The sequence below is a fragment of the Hydrogenophaga sp. SL48 genome (genome assembly GCF_021729865.1).
GTDB lineage: Bacteria > Pseudomonadota > Gammaproteobacteria > Burkholderiales > Burkholderiaceae_C > Hydrogenophaga.
Map to the genome: position 1 here is coordinate 4631495 of NZ_CP063400.1, position 15551 is coordinate 4647045.

At 68.0% G+C, this 15551-nt stretch carries 14 protein-coding genes; 5 read left to right on the forward strand and 9 right to left on the reverse strand.

Annotation, left to right across the window (positions count from 1 at the left end):
- The first annotated feature begins 16 nt into the window (after positions 1-16).
- Genes IM738_RS21940 through IM738_RS21950 form a run of 3 tightly spaced genes read left to right on the forward strand, consistent with a single transcriptional unit; the run spans position 17 to position 2459 of the window.
- Complete coding sequence (locus tag IM738_RS21940; protein ID WP_236963151.1) at positions 17-1057, forward strand: TRAP transporter substrate-binding protein; 1041 nt, start codon at positions 17-19, stop codon at positions 1055-1057.
- Positions 1054-1422 carry a TIGR04076 family protein gene (locus tag IM738_RS21945; RefSeq protein WP_236963152.1) on the forward strand — a complete coding sequence of 123 codons (369 nt, stop codon included), beginning with the start codon at positions 1054-1056 and terminating at the stop codon, positions 1420-1422. Before IM738_RS21940 ends, IM738_RS21945 begins: the two co-directional genes overlap by 4 nt.
- Complete coding sequence (locus tag IM738_RS21950; protein WP_236963153.1) at positions 1419-2459, forward strand: aldo/keto reductase; 1041 nt, start codon at positions 1419-1421, stop codon at positions 2457-2459. The genes IM738_RS21945 and IM738_RS21950 overlap by 4 nt, the downstream gene beginning before the upstream one ends.
- 211 nt (positions 2460-2670) lie before the next feature.
- On the opposite strand, the gene IM738_RS21955 is transcribed toward IM738_RS21950, so the two are convergent.
- On the reverse strand, positions 2671-4545 hold the full coding sequence (locus IM738_RS21955; RefSeq protein ID WP_236963154.1) for a phosphoenolpyruvate carboxykinase (GTP): 1875 nt from the start codon (positions 4543-4545) through the stop codon (positions 2671-2673).
- Positions 4546-4867: 322 nt separating this feature from the next.
- On the opposite strand from IM738_RS21955, the gene IM738_RS21960 reads away from it, so the two are divergent.
- Positions 4868-5257, forward strand: a complete 390-nt coding sequence (locus IM738_RS21960) for a nuclear transport factor 2 family protein (RefSeq protein ID WP_236963155.1) — start codon at positions 4868-4870, stop codon at positions 5255-5257.
- Between the two features lie 219 nt (positions 5258-5476).
- On the opposite strand, the gene IM738_RS21965 is transcribed toward IM738_RS21960, so the two are convergent.
- The 4 genes from IM738_RS21965 to IM738_RS21980 form a co-directional block, all read right to left on the reverse strand.
- On the reverse strand, positions 5477-5620 hold the full coding sequence (locus IM738_RS21965; protein ID WP_171984847.1) for a hypothetical protein: 144 nt from the start codon (positions 5618-5620) through the stop codon (positions 5477-5479).
- An 87-nt stretch (positions 5621-5707) separates the two neighbouring features.
- Positions 5708-6139 (reverse strand): PaaI family thioesterase, encoded by a 432-nt coding sequence (locus IM738_RS21970; protein ID WP_236963156.1) that lies wholly within the window; start codon positions 6137-6139, stop codon positions 5708-5710.
- Positions 6140-6159: 20 nt separating this feature from the next.
- The gene (locus IM738_RS21975) at positions 6160-7626 is read right to left on the reverse strand and encodes a mechanosensitive ion channel (RefSeq protein WP_236963157.1); all 1467 of its coding nucleotides are present in this window, start codon (positions 7624-7626) and stop codon (positions 6160-6162) included.
- Positions 7627-7803: 177 nt separating this feature from the next.
- On the reverse strand, positions 7804-9003 hold the full coding sequence (locus IM738_RS21980) for a threonine ammonia-lyase (protein ID WP_236963158.1): 1200 nt from the start codon (positions 9001-9003) through the stop codon (positions 7804-7806).
- A 183-nt stretch (positions 9004-9186) separates the two neighbouring features.
- On the opposite strand from IM738_RS21980, the gene IM738_RS21985 reads away from it, so the two are divergent.
- Positions 9187-11601 (forward strand): ATP-binding protein, encoded by a 2415-nt coding sequence (locus IM738_RS21985; protein WP_236963159.1) that lies wholly within the window; start codon positions 9187-9189, stop codon positions 11599-11601.
- 127 nt (positions 11602-11728) lie between these two features.
- On the opposite strand, the gene IM738_RS21990 is transcribed toward IM738_RS21985, so the two are convergent.
- From IM738_RS21990 to IM738_RS22005, 4 genes are all read right to left on the reverse strand, one after another.
- Positions 11729-12454 carry a glutamine amidotransferase gene (locus tag IM738_RS21990; protein WP_236963160.1) on the reverse strand — a complete coding sequence of 242 codons (726 nt, stop codon included), beginning with the start codon at positions 12452-12454 and terminating at the stop codon, positions 11729-11731.
- A gap of 233 nt (positions 12455-12687) precedes the next feature.
- Positions 12688-13029 (reverse strand): hypothetical protein, encoded by a 342-nt coding sequence (locus IM738_RS21995; protein ID WP_236963161.1) that lies wholly within the window; start codon positions 13027-13029, stop codon positions 12688-12690.
- A gap of 186 nt (positions 13030-13215) precedes the next feature.
- On the reverse strand, positions 13216-15123 hold the full coding sequence (gene recQ / locus IM738_RS22000; RefSeq protein ID WP_442908460.1) for a DNA helicase RecQ: 1908 nt from the start codon (positions 15121-15123) through the stop codon (positions 13216-13218).
- Positions 15120-15539 carry a rhodanese-like domain-containing protein gene (locus IM738_RS22005; RefSeq protein WP_236963162.1) on the reverse strand — a complete coding sequence of 140 codons (420 nt, stop codon included), beginning with the start codon at positions 15537-15539 and terminating at the stop codon, positions 15120-15122. The genes recQ and IM738_RS22005 overlap by 4 nt, the downstream gene beginning before the upstream one ends.
- Positions 15540-15551: the final 12 nt, after the last annotated feature.

Sequence of the window (15551 nt, forward strand, 5' to 3'; positions counted from 1 at the left end):
ACCAAGGAGCATTCCAATGGCCGCTTCCCGCCTTTTGCGTCAGACCCTGGCGATCACCGCCCTGGGCAGCCTCGCTTTCGCCGCGCAGGCCCAGACCGTCTGGCGCTTTTCGAACTGGTTGCCGCCGACCCACCACGTGGTCACCGAGATGGTCCAGCCCTGGGCGGCGGACGTCGAGAAGGCCACCGAGGGCCGCGTCAAGATCCAGGTGCTGCCCGCGCTGGGCGCGCCACCGGCCCACTACGACCTGGTGAAGAACGGCGTGGCCGACATCGCCTTCAGCGTGCACGCGTACACGCCCAACCGCTTCAAGCTCACCGAGCTGGCCGAGCTGCCCTTCACCACCGACCACGCGGTGGTGAACTCGCTCGCCTACTGGCGCACCTACCAGAAGCATTTCGCCAAGGCGAACGAACACGAAGGCACCGTGCTGCTGGGACTGTGGACCAACGGCCCTTACCAGCTGTTCACCAAGGCCAATGCGTTGACCACCACCGCCGCCGTCAGCGGCATCAAGATCCGCGTGCCGGGCACCACGGTCGAGAAGATCACCCGTTCGCTGGGCATGACCCCGATCTCCTCGCCGCTGTCCGAAGCCTACGAGCAGGTCTCGCGCGGGGTCATCCAGGGCATGTTCCAGCAGAAGGAGACCGTCGTCGCCTTCAAGATGACCCAGCACATGCCCACGGCCTCCTACGTGCCGGGCGGCTTCGCACATTCGAGCCAGTACCTGGTGGTCAACGCCGCCAAGTGGGCCGCGCTCGAACCGCGCGACCGCGCCGCGATCGAGAAGCTGTCGGGCGAGGTCATGGTGCGCCGCTTCGCCACCGTCTGGCAGGCCAAGGAAGACGACGCCGACCGCCAGCTGGCCGCGGCAGGCGTGAAGGTGACCCCGGTGCAGGGTCCGCTGCTGCAGGAGCTGCGCACCAAGCTCGCCTTTGTGCAGGACGAGTGGCTGGTGGAAGCCGGCAAGAAGTCACCCGCCGCCAAACAGGCCCTGGACGAGTACCGCGCGCTGATCGACAGCGTGTCGCGCGAACTGGGCGTCAGCAAATGAACCCGGCGGCCGGCGACGACCACTTCGAGCTGTTCGACCTGCGGGTCGAGTGGGAGGGAGACGGGCCGTGCTGGTGCAAGGCGAAGCCGGGCGACCACTTCGAGCTGCACGGCGAGCAGCTGCACTTCCCGCCCGGTCAGTCGTGGTCCATCTACACGCTGGCGGCGCTGCTGCCCATCCTGCCGGCCAAGCAGCGCCCCTGCCACCCCAACGACTGGATGAGCACCGACGCGCGGGTCGCGTGCCCCGACCCGAACTGCAGCGCCCGGTTCGTCGTCAAGCGTTGCGGCACGCGCCGCTTCAGCCACGCCGCGGTCACCGCCGAGCCGCTCGGTCCCTCCACCGATTCCGACACCACACCATGAGCAACTTCACCACCGAGCTGGCGCCGGGCTACCGGGCCTCACGCCTCATCAAAGGCTGCTGGCACCTGGCCGGCGGCCATGGCACGGTCGACGAGACCCAGGCCGTGAGCGACATGGCGGCCTTCGTCGAGGCCGCCATGACCACCTTCGACTGTGCCGACCACTACATCGGTGTCGAGGCGCTGATCGGCCGCTTCCGGCAGGCCCATCCCGCGCTGGCGCGCCGCCTGCAGGTGCACACCAAGTGCGTGCCCGACTACGACCGCCTCGCGGACTGCGACCGCGGCTACCTCACCTCGATCATCGACCGCTCGCTGTCGCGGCTCGGCGTGGAACAGCTGGACCTGGTGCAGTTCCACTGGTGGAACCTCGCCCAGCCAGGTTATGTGGAAGCCCTGGGCGTGCTGGCCGATCTGCGGCGCGAAGGCAAGATCGCCCACCTGGGGCTGACCAATTTCAACACCCGGCTCACGCGAGAAATCCTCGACGCCGGCGTCCCGCTGGTCAGCACCCAGGTGCAGTACTCGCTGCTCGACAGCCGTCCGGAAAGGGGCCTGGTGGATCTGTGCCGCGAGCGTGGGCTGCAGTTGCTGTGTTACGGCACGCTGGCGGGCGGCCTGCTGAGCGACACCTGGCTGGGTCAGCCCGAACCGGTCGAGCCGTTGGCCAACCGCTCGCACGCCAAGTACAGGCTGATCATTGAAGACTTCGGGGGCTGGTCCCTGTTCCAGGAGCTGCTGGCCGCGCTGCAGGCCATCGCCCAGCGCCATGGCGTGGGTCTGGGCGATGTGGCCACCCGCTGGGTGATCGACCGGCCTCAGGTGGCCAGCGCCATCATGGGATTCACGTCCACGCGCCACCTGCCTTCGGCCCGTCGCATCGAAGCCCTGCGCCTGGACGCCGAGGACCACGCCCGGCTGGACCCGCTGCTGGCACGGCGCACCGGCCCGCCGGGCGACTGCTACGACATCGAGCGCGACAAGGACGGGCGCCACGGCCGCATCATGCGATACAACCAGAACGAAGGGCGGCATTGAATGGGCGCCCCCCGCCGCGCTTCGCGCGACCCCCCAGGGGGCGGCACTGGCCGTCCGGCGAAGCCGGCCCGGCGGTGCCCTGGTGCGCTCCCCTTCATGCGTGCCGGGCGTTGCTCCGGTGTCTTGGAAGCAGTCTGAGCCGGCCCTTTGGCCCGCGCCATGAAAAAAGCCCCGCGTCGCGGGGCTTTTTGTTGGGCGGTTGACGCAGCGATCAGACGGCCGCGAGGCGCTTTTCCAGCTCGGCCTTGGTGGCCACCAGCTCTTGGGGCAGGTGGTAGGCCAGCTGCTCGAAGTGGGCGTCGTGCAGCTTGAGCTCTTCGACCCAGGCGGCCTTGTCGATGCTGGTCACGGTCTTGAACTGCTCGGCGTTGAAGTCCAGGCCGGTCCAGTTGATCTCGGCGTAGGCCGGGGCGGTGCCGAACATCGTGGTTTCGCCCTGGGCCCTGCCCTCGATGCGGTCGATCATCCACTTCAGCACGCGCATGTTGTCGCCATAGCCGGGCCAGACGAACTTGCCTTCGGCGTTCTTGCGGAACCAGTTCACGCAGAACATCTTGGGCAGGGCCGCGCCGGTCTTGGCCACGGCCTGCTCCATGTTGAGCCAGTGCTGGAAGTAGTCGCTCATGTTGTAGCCGCAGAACGGCAGCATGGCGAAGGGGTCGCGGCGCACCACGCCCTGCGCGCCGAAGGCGGCGGCGGTGGTCTCGCTGCCCATGGTGGCGGCCATGTACACGCCCTCGGTCCAGCTGTTGGCCTCGGTCACCAGCGGCACGGTGGTGCTGCGGCGGCCGCCGAACATGAAGGCGTCGATGGCCACGCCGTTGGCGTCGTCCCACTGCGGGTCGAGCGCGGGGTTGTTGGTGGCGGCGACGGTGAAGCGCGAGTTGGGGTGCGCGGCCTTGGCGCCGGTGGCCTTGGCGATCTCGGGCGTCCAGTCCTTGCCTTGCCAGTCGATCAGGTGCGCGGGCACGCCGCCGCCGTCCTTCTCCATGCCTTCCCACCAGACGTCGCCGTCGTCGGTCAGCGCCACGTTGGTGAAGATCACATTCTTGTCCAGCGAGCGCATGCAGTTCGGGTTGGTGTGCATGTTGGTGCCGGGCGCCACGCCGAAGTAACCCGCTTCGGGGTTGATGGCGTAGAGCTTGCCGTCGGCGTGCGGCTTGATCCAGGCGATGTCGTCACCGATGGTGGTGACCTTCCAGCCCGCGAAACCGGCTTCCGGCGGCACCAGCATGGAGAAGTTGGTCTTGCCGCAGGCGCTGGGGAAGGCAGCCGCCACGTGGTACTTCTTGCCTTCGGGATTGGTCACGCCCAGGATCAGCATGTGCTCGGCCAGCCAGCCCTGCTCGCGGCCCATGTTGGAGGCGATGCGCAGCGCGAAACACTTCTTGCCCAGCAGCGCGTTGCCGCCGTAGCCCGAGCCGTAGGACCAGATCTCGCGCGTCTCGGGGTAGTGCACGATGTACTTGGTGGTCGGGTTGCAGGGCCAGCTGGACGTGTCTTTCTGGCCTTCGGCCAGGGGCGCGCCCACGGTGTGCATGCAGGGCACGAAGTCGCCGGTGGTGCCCAACACGTCGTACACGGCCTTGCCCATGCGGGTCATCAGCTTCTGGTTCACCGCCACGTAGGCGCTGTCGGTCAGCTCGATGCCGATGTGGGCGATGTGCGAACCCAGCGGGCCCATCGAGAACGGCACCACGTACATGGTGCGGCCCTTCATGCAGCCGTCAAACAGCGGCTGCAGCGTCTGGCGCATCTGGGCCGGCTCCATCCAGTTGTTGGTCGGGCCGGCGTCTTCCTTCTTGGCGGAGCAGATGAAGGTGCGGTCTTCGACGCGCGCCACGTCCGACGGATCGGAACAGGCCAGGAACGAGCCCGGGCGCTTGGCAGGGTTCAGCTTCTTGAAAGTGCCGGCGTCCACCAGCTGCTGGCACAGGCGGTCGTATTCTTCCTGGCTGCCATCGCACCAGTAGACATCGGCGGGCTTGCACAGCGCGACCATGTCGGCGACCCACGCGATCAGTCGCGCGTGTTTCACGAAGGACGGGGTGTTGAGGTTCAGGCCCTGCATCACGGGAGAGTTCATGGAAAAAGGCTCCAGAAGTTGTAAAGCGGCAGGCCCAAGCGACACCAACAGCCGCTGGCCACGGTGAAACGGGCGGGCGGCTGAAAAAGATCCCCTGGGCAAAGAAGGGCGGTCGGCGCTCGGGGCTGCTGGCGTGAGTCGAGAGCAGCGCAAAGGCCAAAAAGAGGGCGGGTGAACCCGGGTTTTGGTCCGTGTGTCGGCCTAACCCACTGATTTTAAAAAAAACCCGGGTCAGTTACCGGCAAGTTACATGCAAGACATGCATAACCTGATGCCGGTTTTCCTCATGGCCAGCGCACGTGGCGGGCGCTAGAGTCGCGGCATGGAACCCGAACTGACCTTGGCGCCGCACCTGGCGCCCCTGCTCGACGAGCTGCGCCCGCTGGAAGACCTGTACCACGCCGCGTACCCCGACGCCACGCCTGCGGATTTCGACCGGCTGGTCGATCCCGGTTTCTGGGAGGTGGGCGCGACCGGCCGCTGTTACAGCCGGGCCTTCGCGCGCCAGGTGCTGGCCGATCGACATGGCCGTCCCGATCCGGCCACCTGGCTCACCGACGAACACCACCTGCAGGAAGCGGGCCCGGGTGTCTATCTGCTGACCTATCGCCTGCGCCAGCCCAGCCGGGTGACGCGGCGGCTGACGGTCTGGCGACGCGACGGCGATGCTTGGTCGGCGCTGTACCACCAGGGCACGGTGGTGAGCGTCTGAAACACCCCCGCCGCGCTCCGCGCGACCCCCTCAAGGGGGCGATGCGAGTGGCCCGGCGAAGCCGGTTCCACCGCATCCTGGGTTTGGGCACTGCGCTCCGGAGATCGCTTGCCCACCCGCTGTGCCCTGGGCGAATCGCGCCGTTCGCTGGGCATCAAAAAAACAAAAGCCGGCCACCCACGAAGGGTGCCGGCCATGAGGCGGCGCTGGCGGTCGGGATCAGGCCATGAACACGGCGATGAAGGCCAGCAGGAAAATCAGCACGGCGCCGGCCACGGGCAGCACGACGGGCATGAGCGGAACGATGGACTCCACCACGTCCTGCGGCTGGTCGGTGTGGCTGTCGTGAGCGGGGTGGGACATGGAACTCTCCGGGTGTTTTTGACAAAAATCAGCCGCGATTCTAAATCGCGGCCGGTGTCGCCGTACAGCGGCCGGTGCCTCGGCGGCTCAGAGCAGGGCGTAGGTGGTGCTGGCGCGGCACACGCTTTTGCCGTCGCCCGCCGCCACGATGTCGATCTCGCCGAACACCAGGTTCTTGCCCGCGCGCAGGACCCGTGCCGTGACCAGGGCATCCTGGTTGGCCAGCGGTTTGAGAAAGCTGGAGTTGAGCTGCACCGTGGTCATGGGCCGCTGGTTGCCCAGGCGGGTGACGATGGCCAGCACCATGGCGGTGTCGGCGGCGGCCATCAGCGCCTGGCCGCAGACCATGCCCCCGATGCGGCTGAGCGCCGGGTTCTGCGGCAGGCGCAGCACCACCGCGTCGGTCTGGAAGGACTCGACCTTCAGACCCAGCGCCTGCACCCAGGGCGCGAACCAGTCGCTGAGCGCGGATTGCAGGGTGTCGGTGGTGATGGCGGGGGTGGTGGCGGGTGTGTCCATGGGAGGGGTCGTGGGTGGGGTCATGGTTCGTCGTGGCGGCGGAAGCGGGACAGCCAGTGTTCCATGAGTTTGCCCGCCGCCTCGCGACCACCCAGGCCAAACGACAGCGCGACCGCCACCGCCACGGCGCCCAGTGTGAGGCCGAAGGCGAGGTTGACGATGTCGTCGGCGATGCCCATGGCACGCAGGCCCATGGCGATCACCAGCGCCAGGATGGCGAAGCGGCCGATGCGCGCCAGGCCGCGCGAAGACGGCCCGCTGGCGCGGTCGATCGCGTCGTAGGCCACGTTGGCCAGCCAGAAGCCGATGACCAGGATGGCCGAGCCGAGCAGGATGTCACCGCCGAAGCGGATGAAGGTGGAGACGATGTCGCTGAACTGCTTGAAACCGAGCTGGGCGGCGGCCTCGACCGAGGCGAACAGCATCGCGAAGAACAGCGCCACGCGCCCGACCGTGGTCGAGGCGCTGGTGGTCTTGAAGGCGTGGGCCAGGCCCACGCGTTCGGGCAGGGAGTCAAAGCCCAGCGTGGCCAGCAGGCTGGCGAGCAGCTGGCTGGCAAACGACGCCACCAGCCAGGTCACGACCAGGATCAGGCCGGCCGCGATGATGTGCGGCACGGCCGCCAGCATCATCGACAGCATGTCGGTCGCGGGCTTCGATATCGCCTCGATCTTCAGCGCGTCGAGCGCGGCGATCAGCGAGGGCAGGAACACCGCCACGAACACCAGCATGCCCAGCACCGCCGACGGTTTCACCGTTTCGTTCAGCCCGGCCCGGCCGCCCAGACGGTCGATGCCGGCGGTGCGGCTCAGGTGGGTGGTGATGTTGCGCAGCACCGTTGCCACGATCCAGCCCACCGCGCCGATGACGAAAGCGCCCATGGCGTTGGGCAGCATGTCCAGCGTCTTGGTCACCATGGCCTTGAGCGGATCGAGCAGGCCCTCCATCTGCAGCGCGCCGAGGATGGCCGGCACGAACAGCAGGATCACCAGCCAGAACAGGGCGCCCGAGAGGCTCTCGCTGATGGGCGACATGTCGGCGTGTTCCGACAGCTTCTCGTCCAGCGTGGTCTTGTCCAGCAGCTTCTGCGACAGCGCCCGGACCACGCTCGCGACCAGCCAGGCCACCAGCGCCAGCACCAGGCCGCCGAACACGCGCGGCGCGTAGGCAAACAGCTGGGTGGCGAAGGCCGAGAACGGGCCGGAGACGATGGCCAGGTTCAGCGAGTTGAAGACCGCGACCAGCGTGAGCAGGATCACCACCCAGAACAGCCCGAGCCCGACCGCGCCCTCGATGTCCACGCCGGTGCCGGTGAGCTTGCCGAAGCGGTGGTTGACGCCGATGAAGCCCAGGCTCTTGCGCACCGCCGCGCGCACGATCACGGCGATCAGCCAGCCCAGAATGAAGATGGCCAGCGCCCCCAGCAACTGGGGAATGTGCGTGCCGAGGGTGCTTTGCAGCGAATCCCACAAGGTGTTGGTGTTCATGAAACGCCTCCGTTGGTCGACCATCGTCAGAGGCTCATGATGCAAGCGGGAACGGCACAGCGTCAACCGCTGGAGGGCTTCCACATTCCGTTACGGTATCGCGGGCGGGGCGCGCAGGGCGCTGCGTTCACGCCCCTTGTGCCAGCGTGCCCGACGGATCGCCAGCGTTCAGGTCATTCAGACCAGCGCCGCCTCGAACCCCTGCGCCTGCAGTTGCCGGATCACCTCGGCGATGTGCTCGCGACCGCGCGTCTGCAGCACCAGCTCGATCGACACGTTCTGCGCCGCGAGCAGGGTAAAGGCGCGCTGGTGGTGCACCTCGTCGACGTTGGCGCCGGCCTCGGCCACGATGGTGGTGATGCGCGCCAGGTTGCCCGGCACGTCGCGCGCGCTGACCACGATGCGCGCGAGCCGGCCGGCGCGCACCATGCCGCGCTCAATGATCGAGGCCAACAGCAGCGGGTCGATGTTCCCGCCGCAGAGCACCAGGCCGACCCGGCGGCCCGCGAAGCGTTCCGGGTGCTTGAGCACGGCGGCCAGACCGGCGGCGCCCGCGCCTTCGACCAGCGTCTTCTCGATCTCCAGCAGCATCACGATGGCCTGTTCGATGTCGCCCTCGTCCACCAGCACCAGATCGTCCACCTTGTCCCTGATGATGGCTTCGGTGAGGGTGCCGGGCGTGCCCACGGCGATGCCCTCGGCGATGGTGCTGTTGCCCTGGGGCAGGTGCGTGCCCTTGATGGCGTTGTACATCGCGGGGAAACGTTCGGTCTGCACGCCGACGATCTGGATGTCGGGCCGGATCGCCTTGGCGGCGGTCGCCATGCCGCTGATCAACCCGCCGCCGCCCACCGCGATCACCAGGGTGTCGATGTCGGGTTGCGCGCGCAGCATCTCCAGCGCCACCGTGCCCTGGCCCGCGACGATGGCTTCGTCGTCGTAGGGGTGCACGAACACCAGGCCCTCGCGCGCCGACAGATCGCGGGCGTGGGCGCGCGATTCCTCCAGCGAGTCGCCGTGCAGCACCACCTCGGCGCCGAAGCCGCGCGTGCGCTCCACCTTCACGCCGGGCGTGAAGCGCGGCATGACGATCACCGCGCGCAGGCCCAGGCGCTGCGCGTGGTAGGCCACGCCCTGCGCGTGGTTGCCCGCGCTCATGGCCACCACGCCGCGCAAGCGCTCTTCGGGCGTCAGCTGCACCAGCTTGTTGCAGGCCCCGCGCTCCTTGAACGAGGCGGTGTATTGCAGGTTCTCGAACTTGAGAAACACCTGGCAGCCGGTGAGTTGCGAAAGCGTGCGGGATTCCACACACGGCGTGTCCAGAACCTGGCCGTTCAGGCGCAGGGCGGCGGCTTCGATGTCTTCGAGTTTGAGCATCGCCCGATTGTGCAACCGGTACCCCGTCACGGAGGCTCGGAAAAAGCCCCACAAATCGCTGGAACACGCTCCATGACGCTCTTCCATGATTCATCAAGCTGGGTTATGGTCCGCTTCAAAGCCGCCTGGCGGTCGCGCATCCCCCCTGTGGTGGTCCCCTTTGTGATGACTGGAGGTGTCCGAATGAGCAAACGCCTGTTGCAGCGCAAAGCGCCTGCAACACACACCGTGCCCGAGCCACGCCCGGGCCCCGAGCCCCGGCACAGCCCGGCGCTCGATGCGCGCGTGTTTGTGCCCTCCAGCCTGCGGCATGCGCCGGTGTTGGACCTGATGTGCTCCCACTTCGTGCTCACGCTCGCCGCCCGCCAGGGGCAGCGCTTCAACGTGCGCCGCGACCTCAACACCCTGCTGGCCCTGGCCGGCCGCCACCTGGTCTGGCCCCTGACCGTGCTCGGGCGCCTGCGCGGCTTCCTGGAGCGCCGCTGCAAGGACAACGAACTCTGGACCGGCCACGATACGCTTTCCACCGCCGCCTTCATGGAGCGGTACGGCGTCTGGCGCGGCCCCTATGAAGAAGGCACGCTGTTCTTCTACCTGGACGAGTACGCCAAGGAGTCGCCCAAAGACCTGCTGTCGGTGCTGGCCGTCACCGGCGACTGGCTCAGCCACGCGCTGAAGAAGCAGTCCACCCTGGTCGAGAAAAACATCGACGCCCTGGCCGGTCTGCTGCAGCTCAACCGCGCCGAGCGCGCGCTGCTGCTCTACGGCACGCTCGCGCGTTACCAGCGCGACCTGCGCTCCATCCTGGTGGAGTTCAAGGTCAACAACGCACCCGAGGCCTACGCGGCGATTGCCGACGTGGCGGGCGTGAAGGCCAGCGAGGTGGGCGAGGCGCTGCGCGCCGGCTCCCGGCTGGAGCGCATCGGCATGGTCGAGAACCTGATCTCCGAACACAACATCACCGACCTGGCCGACCTGATGAAGGTCAGCGAAAAGCTGCCACCGGTGCTGATGCGCGAGTACCGCAACGAAAGCGAGCTGATGGCGGTGTTCACCCGCCCGGCCGCGCGCTCGGCGCTCAGCGGCAAAGACTTCGACTACGTCGCCGACGATGTGAACCTGCTGTGCGCGCTGCTGCGCGAGGCGGTGGCGCGCAAGGAGCCGGGCGTCAACATCCTGCTCTACGGCCCGCCCGGCACCGGCAAGACCGAGCTGGCGCGCGTGGTCGCACAGGCCGCGAGCCTGGAGCTGTTCGAGGTGGAGTACGCCGACCGCGACGGCAACGCGCTCTCGGGCCGCGACCGCTACCGTTCGCTGCAGATCGCACAGGTGTTTCTCAAGGGCACGGCGCACTCGGCGCTGCTGTTCGACGAGGTGGAGGACGTGTTCCCGCCGATCTCCAGCGAGGCGGCCCAGTACATGGCGCGCGCCGACCAGGTCACCGCGCCGCACAGCGGCAGCGTGAGCGGCAAGGCCTGGGTCAACCAGATCCTCGAATCCAACGCCGTGCCCACGATCTGGGTGACCAACCGCATCGAGCAGATCGACCCGGCCTTTCGCCGCCGTTTCGCCTACCACCTCGAACTCAAGAGCCCGCCGCCCGGTGCGCGCGAGCAGCTGGTGCGCAAGACGCTCGAAGGCGTGCCGGTGTCCGAGGCGCTGGTGGGGCGGCTGACCGCGCGCAAGGGACTCACGCCCGCGCAGATCCGCACCGCCGTGCGCTTCGCCCACCTGGCCAGCCCGCCGGCCAAGACCAGGGGACGACGCAAGCTGTCGGCCGTGGCGACCGGTCCGTCGCTGGACGACCTGATCGAGCGCCAGCTGCGCAACGCCGACCTGGCGCTGGGCCGCACGCCCGACGCCGGCATGCGCCCCGAGGTCACGCAATACAGCCTGGACATGCTCAACGTCAGCTCGCGCTACGAGCTGCCGCGCGTCGTCAACGCGCTCAAGGCGCGCGGCCACGGCACGCTGTGTTTCTACGGCGCGCCCGGCACCGGCAAGACCGCGCTGGCCGAGTACCTGGCCCGCCAGCTGGAGCGCCCGCTGATGATCCGCCGCGCGAGCGACCTGGTGAGCAAGTTCGTGGGCGAGACCGAGCAGCAGATGGCCGCCATGTTCCGCGAGGCCGAGGCCGAGAAAGCCGTGCTGCTGCTGGACGAGGCCGACAGCTTTCTGCAGGACCGGCGCGGCGCCCAGCGCACCTACGAGGTGACCGAGGTCAACGAGATGCTGCAGGGCATGGAGCGTTACAACGGCATCTTCGTCTGCACCACCAACCTGCTCGACAGCCTGGACCAGGCGGCGCTGCGGCGCTTCACTTTCAAGATCCAGTTCAAACCGCTCCTGGCCGATCAGCGCCGTCGCATGTTCATCGTGGAAGCGCTGGGGGGCGACGAGGCGGCCCTGAGCCCGGAGGTGGCGGCGCGGCTGGCCAAGCTGGAGCAGCTGTGCCCGGGCGATTTTGCGGCGGTGAAGCGGCAGGTCGAGATCCTGGCCGAGGCGTTGAAGCCCGAGGACTTTGTGTCACAGCTCGAAGCCGAGCACCGCATCAAACCCGAGGTGCGTGAGGCGCGGGGCATGGGCTTCGTGAATTAGAGAGCTCCCCCCGCGCCGCTACGCGTCACCCCCCTCAAGGGGGGCGGCGCCTGCGGGCCGGGAAACCCGGACCCGCGGCGCCCTGGGTTGGGTGCACCTCGCTCCGGGCAGAACGGGTGCCCAGCGATCAGCTCGCCAGCGCCAGCCGCGCAAACCGGGGCAACACCGACGCTGCCTCGGGCGTGGGCCTGAGCGCTGCAGCGATCTCTGCTGCATCGCGCCCTTCGCGCTCCAGCACCGGGCCCAGGCCCTCCAGGTAGCTGCGCAGCGCCTCGTCTGAAAACTCGGGGTGGAACTGCACGCCCCAGGCGTTGCGGCCGACGCGGAAAGCGTGGTGCGGCTCGAAGGCGTTGCCCGCCAGCAGCACCGCGCCCGGCGGCAGGCGACGCACCGATTGCCAGTGCGTGGCCTGCGCGTCGAATTCGTCGGGCAGGTCGCCCAGCAAGGGGTCGCTCTGCCCGACGGCGTGGCGTTGCACCCGCACGGTGCCGATCTCCACGCCACCGGGGTGGTGCGCCACCTCGCCGCCCAGCGCGTGGGCCAGCAGCTGGTGGCCGTAGCAGATGCCCAGCACCGGCGTCTCGGCCTGCACCGCCTGCTGCAGCCAGGGCACCAGCGCCTCGCTCCAGGGTTCGCGCTCCGACACCATGGCGTGCGAACCCGTGAGCACGATGCCCGCCACCGTGTCGGGCGCGGGTGGAGGGGCGTCGCCCTGGGCATCGAACACCACCACCTCGGCCCCGCCGTCGCGCAGCCCCGCTGCGATCCAGTCGTGGAAGTCACCGAGGCGCTCGCGGATGTGGTCGTGGGTCGACCCGGTCTGGACGATGAGCAGGGGGCGGGCAGCGGTCATGGGGAGATTCTAGAAAGACCCACGCCAGACCCGCGAACGCCCAAAAAAAGGCCCGTCACAAGGACGGGCCAGAGGAGGACCTTCACAACGAAAAAAAGTTGAAGAGCGCTGCGGGCACAGACCCCTCTCCGGAGAAAGTGCCCCCTGACCCAGAACGCCGCGGAACCGGCTTTGCCGGGCCGCCAGCGTTGCCCCCTGGGGGGTGACGCGCCCTCAGGCGCGGCGCGGTGGGGTCACTGAAGCAGTGCCATCGGGCCCGAAGGCAGTTCGTCCGGCGCATGGTCCGGATGGTGCTCGACAAAGAACCGCAGCTTCTGGTCCAGGCGGGCCACGCGGTTGTGTGCGACGCCTTCGCAGTGGTGTTTGGAAATCAGGTTGAACAACTTGCCGCGCAGGAACCACAGGTCCTTGGGGCTCTGGCAGCCGATCAGCGCGGCGTGCAGCCGCGTGCGCACAGGATCCTTGATGTCGGCCATCGCGTCCTCGAACTCGTCCACCAGAAAGTCCAGCTCAAGCACCTCGGTGTCGTGGTAGCTCGGCTTTTTCTGGCCAAACCAGGGCAGCTTGAAAAACATGGGGATCTCCCGGGGAGTGATCGTGGACCGGGCGGGGTTGCTTCGGCATCCCCTTTGTCATCGACCAGTGCCGCCGCGCCTTGAGCGTCGACAGCGAAAGACACCCACCCTCTCCGATGAGCGGTCGCCGGGCGAAAGCCGGGTCAATCGATGGTGGTCACAGCGGCGGTGCAGACCGCCAACCGATCAATCAAAAGCACTCACGACCCGCAACACCTCGGCGCCGTAGGCTTCGCGTTTTTTCTGGCCGATGCCGGCCACACCATCCAGATCGGCCATCGAGCGCGGTTTCTGAGCGGCGATCGCACGCAGGGTCGCGTCGTGAAAGATCACGAAGGCCGGCAGGTTGTGTTCGCGCGCCACCTCGGCGCGCCAGGCCTTGAGTGCGTCCAGGCACTCGCGTTCCGCGAGCGACAGCGGTTTGCCATCGGGTGCTGTGGCCGCTGCACTTTTGCTGCGGGCGCTGCTGCGCGAGCTGACCTTCTTCTCGCTGGCGTGCCGCAGCCAGACCGGCGTCTCGCCTTTCAGGATGGCGCGCGCCGCGTCGGCCAGGTGCAGGGTGTTGAAGTGCGCCGAGTCCACGGTGATGGCCTCGCGTGCGATCAGCTGGCGCATCAGCGCGCGCCATTGCGTTTCGCCCAGGTCGGCGCCGATGCCGAAGGTGCTGAGCTTGTCGTGGCCGTATTGCGTGACCTTCTCGGTCACCTTGCCGCGCAGGATGTCCATGATGTGGCCGGCGCCGAAGGCCATGCCGCTGGACTGCTGCACGCGGTAAATGCACGAGAGCAGCTTGCGCGCCGATTCGGTGGCGTCGTCCAGCGCGGGCGGGCTGATGCAGTTGTCGCAGTTGCCGCAGGGCGTGCTGTGCTCGCCGAAGTACGACAGCAGCCGCACGCGCCGGCAGTCGCTGGCCTCGGCCAGCGTCAGCAGGGCGTCGAGCTTGCCGCGCAGCACCTGCTTGAATTCGTCGGCCGCCGGACTCTCGTCGATCATGCGGCGCTGGTTCACCACGTCCTGCAGGCCGTAGACCATCCAGGCGTTGGCGGCCTCGCCGTCTCGGCCCGCGCGGCCGGTCTCCTGGTAGTAGCCCTCGATGTTCTTGGGCATGTCCAGGTGGGCCACGAAGCGCACGTCGGGCTTGTCGATGCCCATGCCGAAGGCGATGGTCGCGACCATGATCACGCCTTCTTCGCGCAGGAAGCGGTCCTGGTGCTTCTGCCGCAGGGCCGCGTCCAGCCCCGCGTGGTAAGGCAGGGCGTTGAAGCCGGCCTCGCGCAGCATGCCGGCCACCTCTTCCACCCGCTTGCGCGACTGGCAATAGACGACACCCGCGTCGTGGCCGTCGGCGCCCGAGTGCTCGTCGCGGATGAAGCGCAGCAACTGCTGCGTGCCGTCCTTTTTCTCGACGATGGTGTAGCGGATGTTGGGCCGGTCGAAGCTGCTGACAAAGCGGCGCGCGTCCTGCAGCTGCAGGTGCGTCACGATGTCTTCGCGCGTCAGGTCGTCGGCGGTGGCGGTGAGCGCCACGCGCGGCACACTGGCAAATCGCTCGTGCAGCACCACCAGCGCGCGGTACTCGGGCCGGAAGTCGTGACCCCACTGGCTCACGCAGTGCGCCTCGTCGATGGCAAACATCGAGAGCTTGCCGCGCTCGTGCAGCGAGTCCAGCAGCGCCAGGAAACGCGGCGTGGTCAGGCGCTCGGGCGCGGCGTAGAGCAGGGTGATCTCGCCACGCAGCATCTGCTTCTCGACCGCCTGCGCTTCTTCGCTGCTGAGGCTGGAGTTCAGGAAGGCCGCGGCCACGCCCGCTTCGAGCAGCGCGCCCACCTGGTCGTGCATCAGCGCGATCAGCGGCGACACCACCACGGTCAGCCCGTGCCCGCCGCGCTCGCGCACGATGGCCGGGATCTGGAAACACAGCGACTTGCCGCCACCCGTGGGCATCAGCACCAGGGCGTCACCGCCCTCGCTCACGTGGCGAACGATGTCGGCCTGCGGCCCGCGGAACGCGTCGTAGCCGAACACCTCCTGCAGCACGCCAGCGCAGGTTTCCAGGGTTTCGCCTTCGGAGGAAATGTCGATCAGTCCGCTCACATCTGCTCCCAGGGCAGTCCGTCATACCTCCAGCCGTTGAGCGAAGAGCGCTTGAACGCGTCGTTGAGATCACCTTCGAAGCCGTGCACCACGTGCAAGACCTCGGTGAAGCCCACCGCTTCCAGCGCGGCGCCCGCGTCCAGCGTGCGCTTGCCGCTGCGGCAGATCAGCAGCACGGGGCGCTGCCTGTCGCCCGCCTCGGCCACCACGGCCTCGGCAAAACGGGCTGCGTCGGGCGTCAGGTCGGGGTACTCGTACCAGGGGATGTTCTCCACCCCCGGAGGACGCCCCACGTAGAGCGATTCGATCTCCATGCGCACGTCCACGAACAGCGGCGGATCCTGGCCCTCGGCGGCGCGGCGCTCAGTCTCGGCCTGCAGCCAGGACCAGGCTTGCTTGGGGGTCAGGTGTTTCATGGGCTGTATTTT

Bases quoted from the DNA above. Each gene is read 5' to 3' on its own strand.
- IM738_RS21940 (WP_236963151.1), top strand. From the start codon at position 17: ATGGCCGCTTCCCGCCTTTTGCGTCAGACCCTGGCGATCACCGCCCTG.
- IM738_RS21945 (WP_236963152.1), top strand. From the start codon at position 1,054: ATGAACCCGGCGGCCGGCGACGACCACTTCGAGCTGTTCGACCTGCGG.
- IM738_RS21950 (WP_236963153.1), top strand. From the start codon at position 1,419: ATGAGCAACTTCACCACCGAGCTGGCGCCGGGCTACCGGGCCTCACGC.
- IM738_RS21955 (WP_236963154.1), bottom strand. From the start codon at position 4,545: ATGAACTCTCCCGTGATGCAGGGCCTGAACCTCAACACCCCGTCCTTC.
- IM738_RS21960 (WP_236963155.1), top strand. From the start codon at position 4,868: ATGGAACCCGAACTGACCTTGGCGCCGCACCTGGCGCCCCTGCTCGAC.
- IM738_RS21965 (WP_171984847.1), bottom strand. From the start codon at position 5,620: ATGTCCCACCCCGCTCACGACAGCCACACCGACCAGCCGCAGGACGTG.
- IM738_RS21970 (WP_236963156.1), bottom strand. From the start codon at position 6,139: ATGGACACACCCGCCACCACCCCCGCCATCACCACCGACACCCTGCAA.
- IM738_RS21975 (WP_236963157.1), bottom strand. From the start codon at position 7,626: ATGAACACCAACACCTTGTGGGATTCGCTGCAAAGCACCCTCGGCACG.
- IM738_RS21980 (WP_236963158.1), bottom strand. From the start codon at position 9,003: ATGCTCAAACTCGAAGACATCGAAGCCGCCGCCCTGCGCCTGAACGGC.
- IM738_RS21985 (WP_236963159.1), top strand. From the start codon at position 9,187: ATGAGCAAACGCCTGTTGCAGCGCAAAGCGCCTGCAACACACACCGTG.
- IM738_RS21990 (WP_236963160.1), bottom strand. From the start codon at position 12,454: ATGACCGCTGCCCGCCCCCTGCTCATCGTCCAGACCGGGTCGACCCAC.
- IM738_RS21995 (WP_236963161.1), bottom strand. From the start codon at position 13,029: ATGTTTTTCAAGCTGCCCTGGTTTGGCCAGAAAAAGCCGAGCTACCAC.
- IM738_RS22005 (WP_236963162.1), bottom strand. From the start codon at position 15,539: ATGAAACACCTGACCCCCAAGCAAGCCTGGTCCTGGCTGCAGGCCGAG.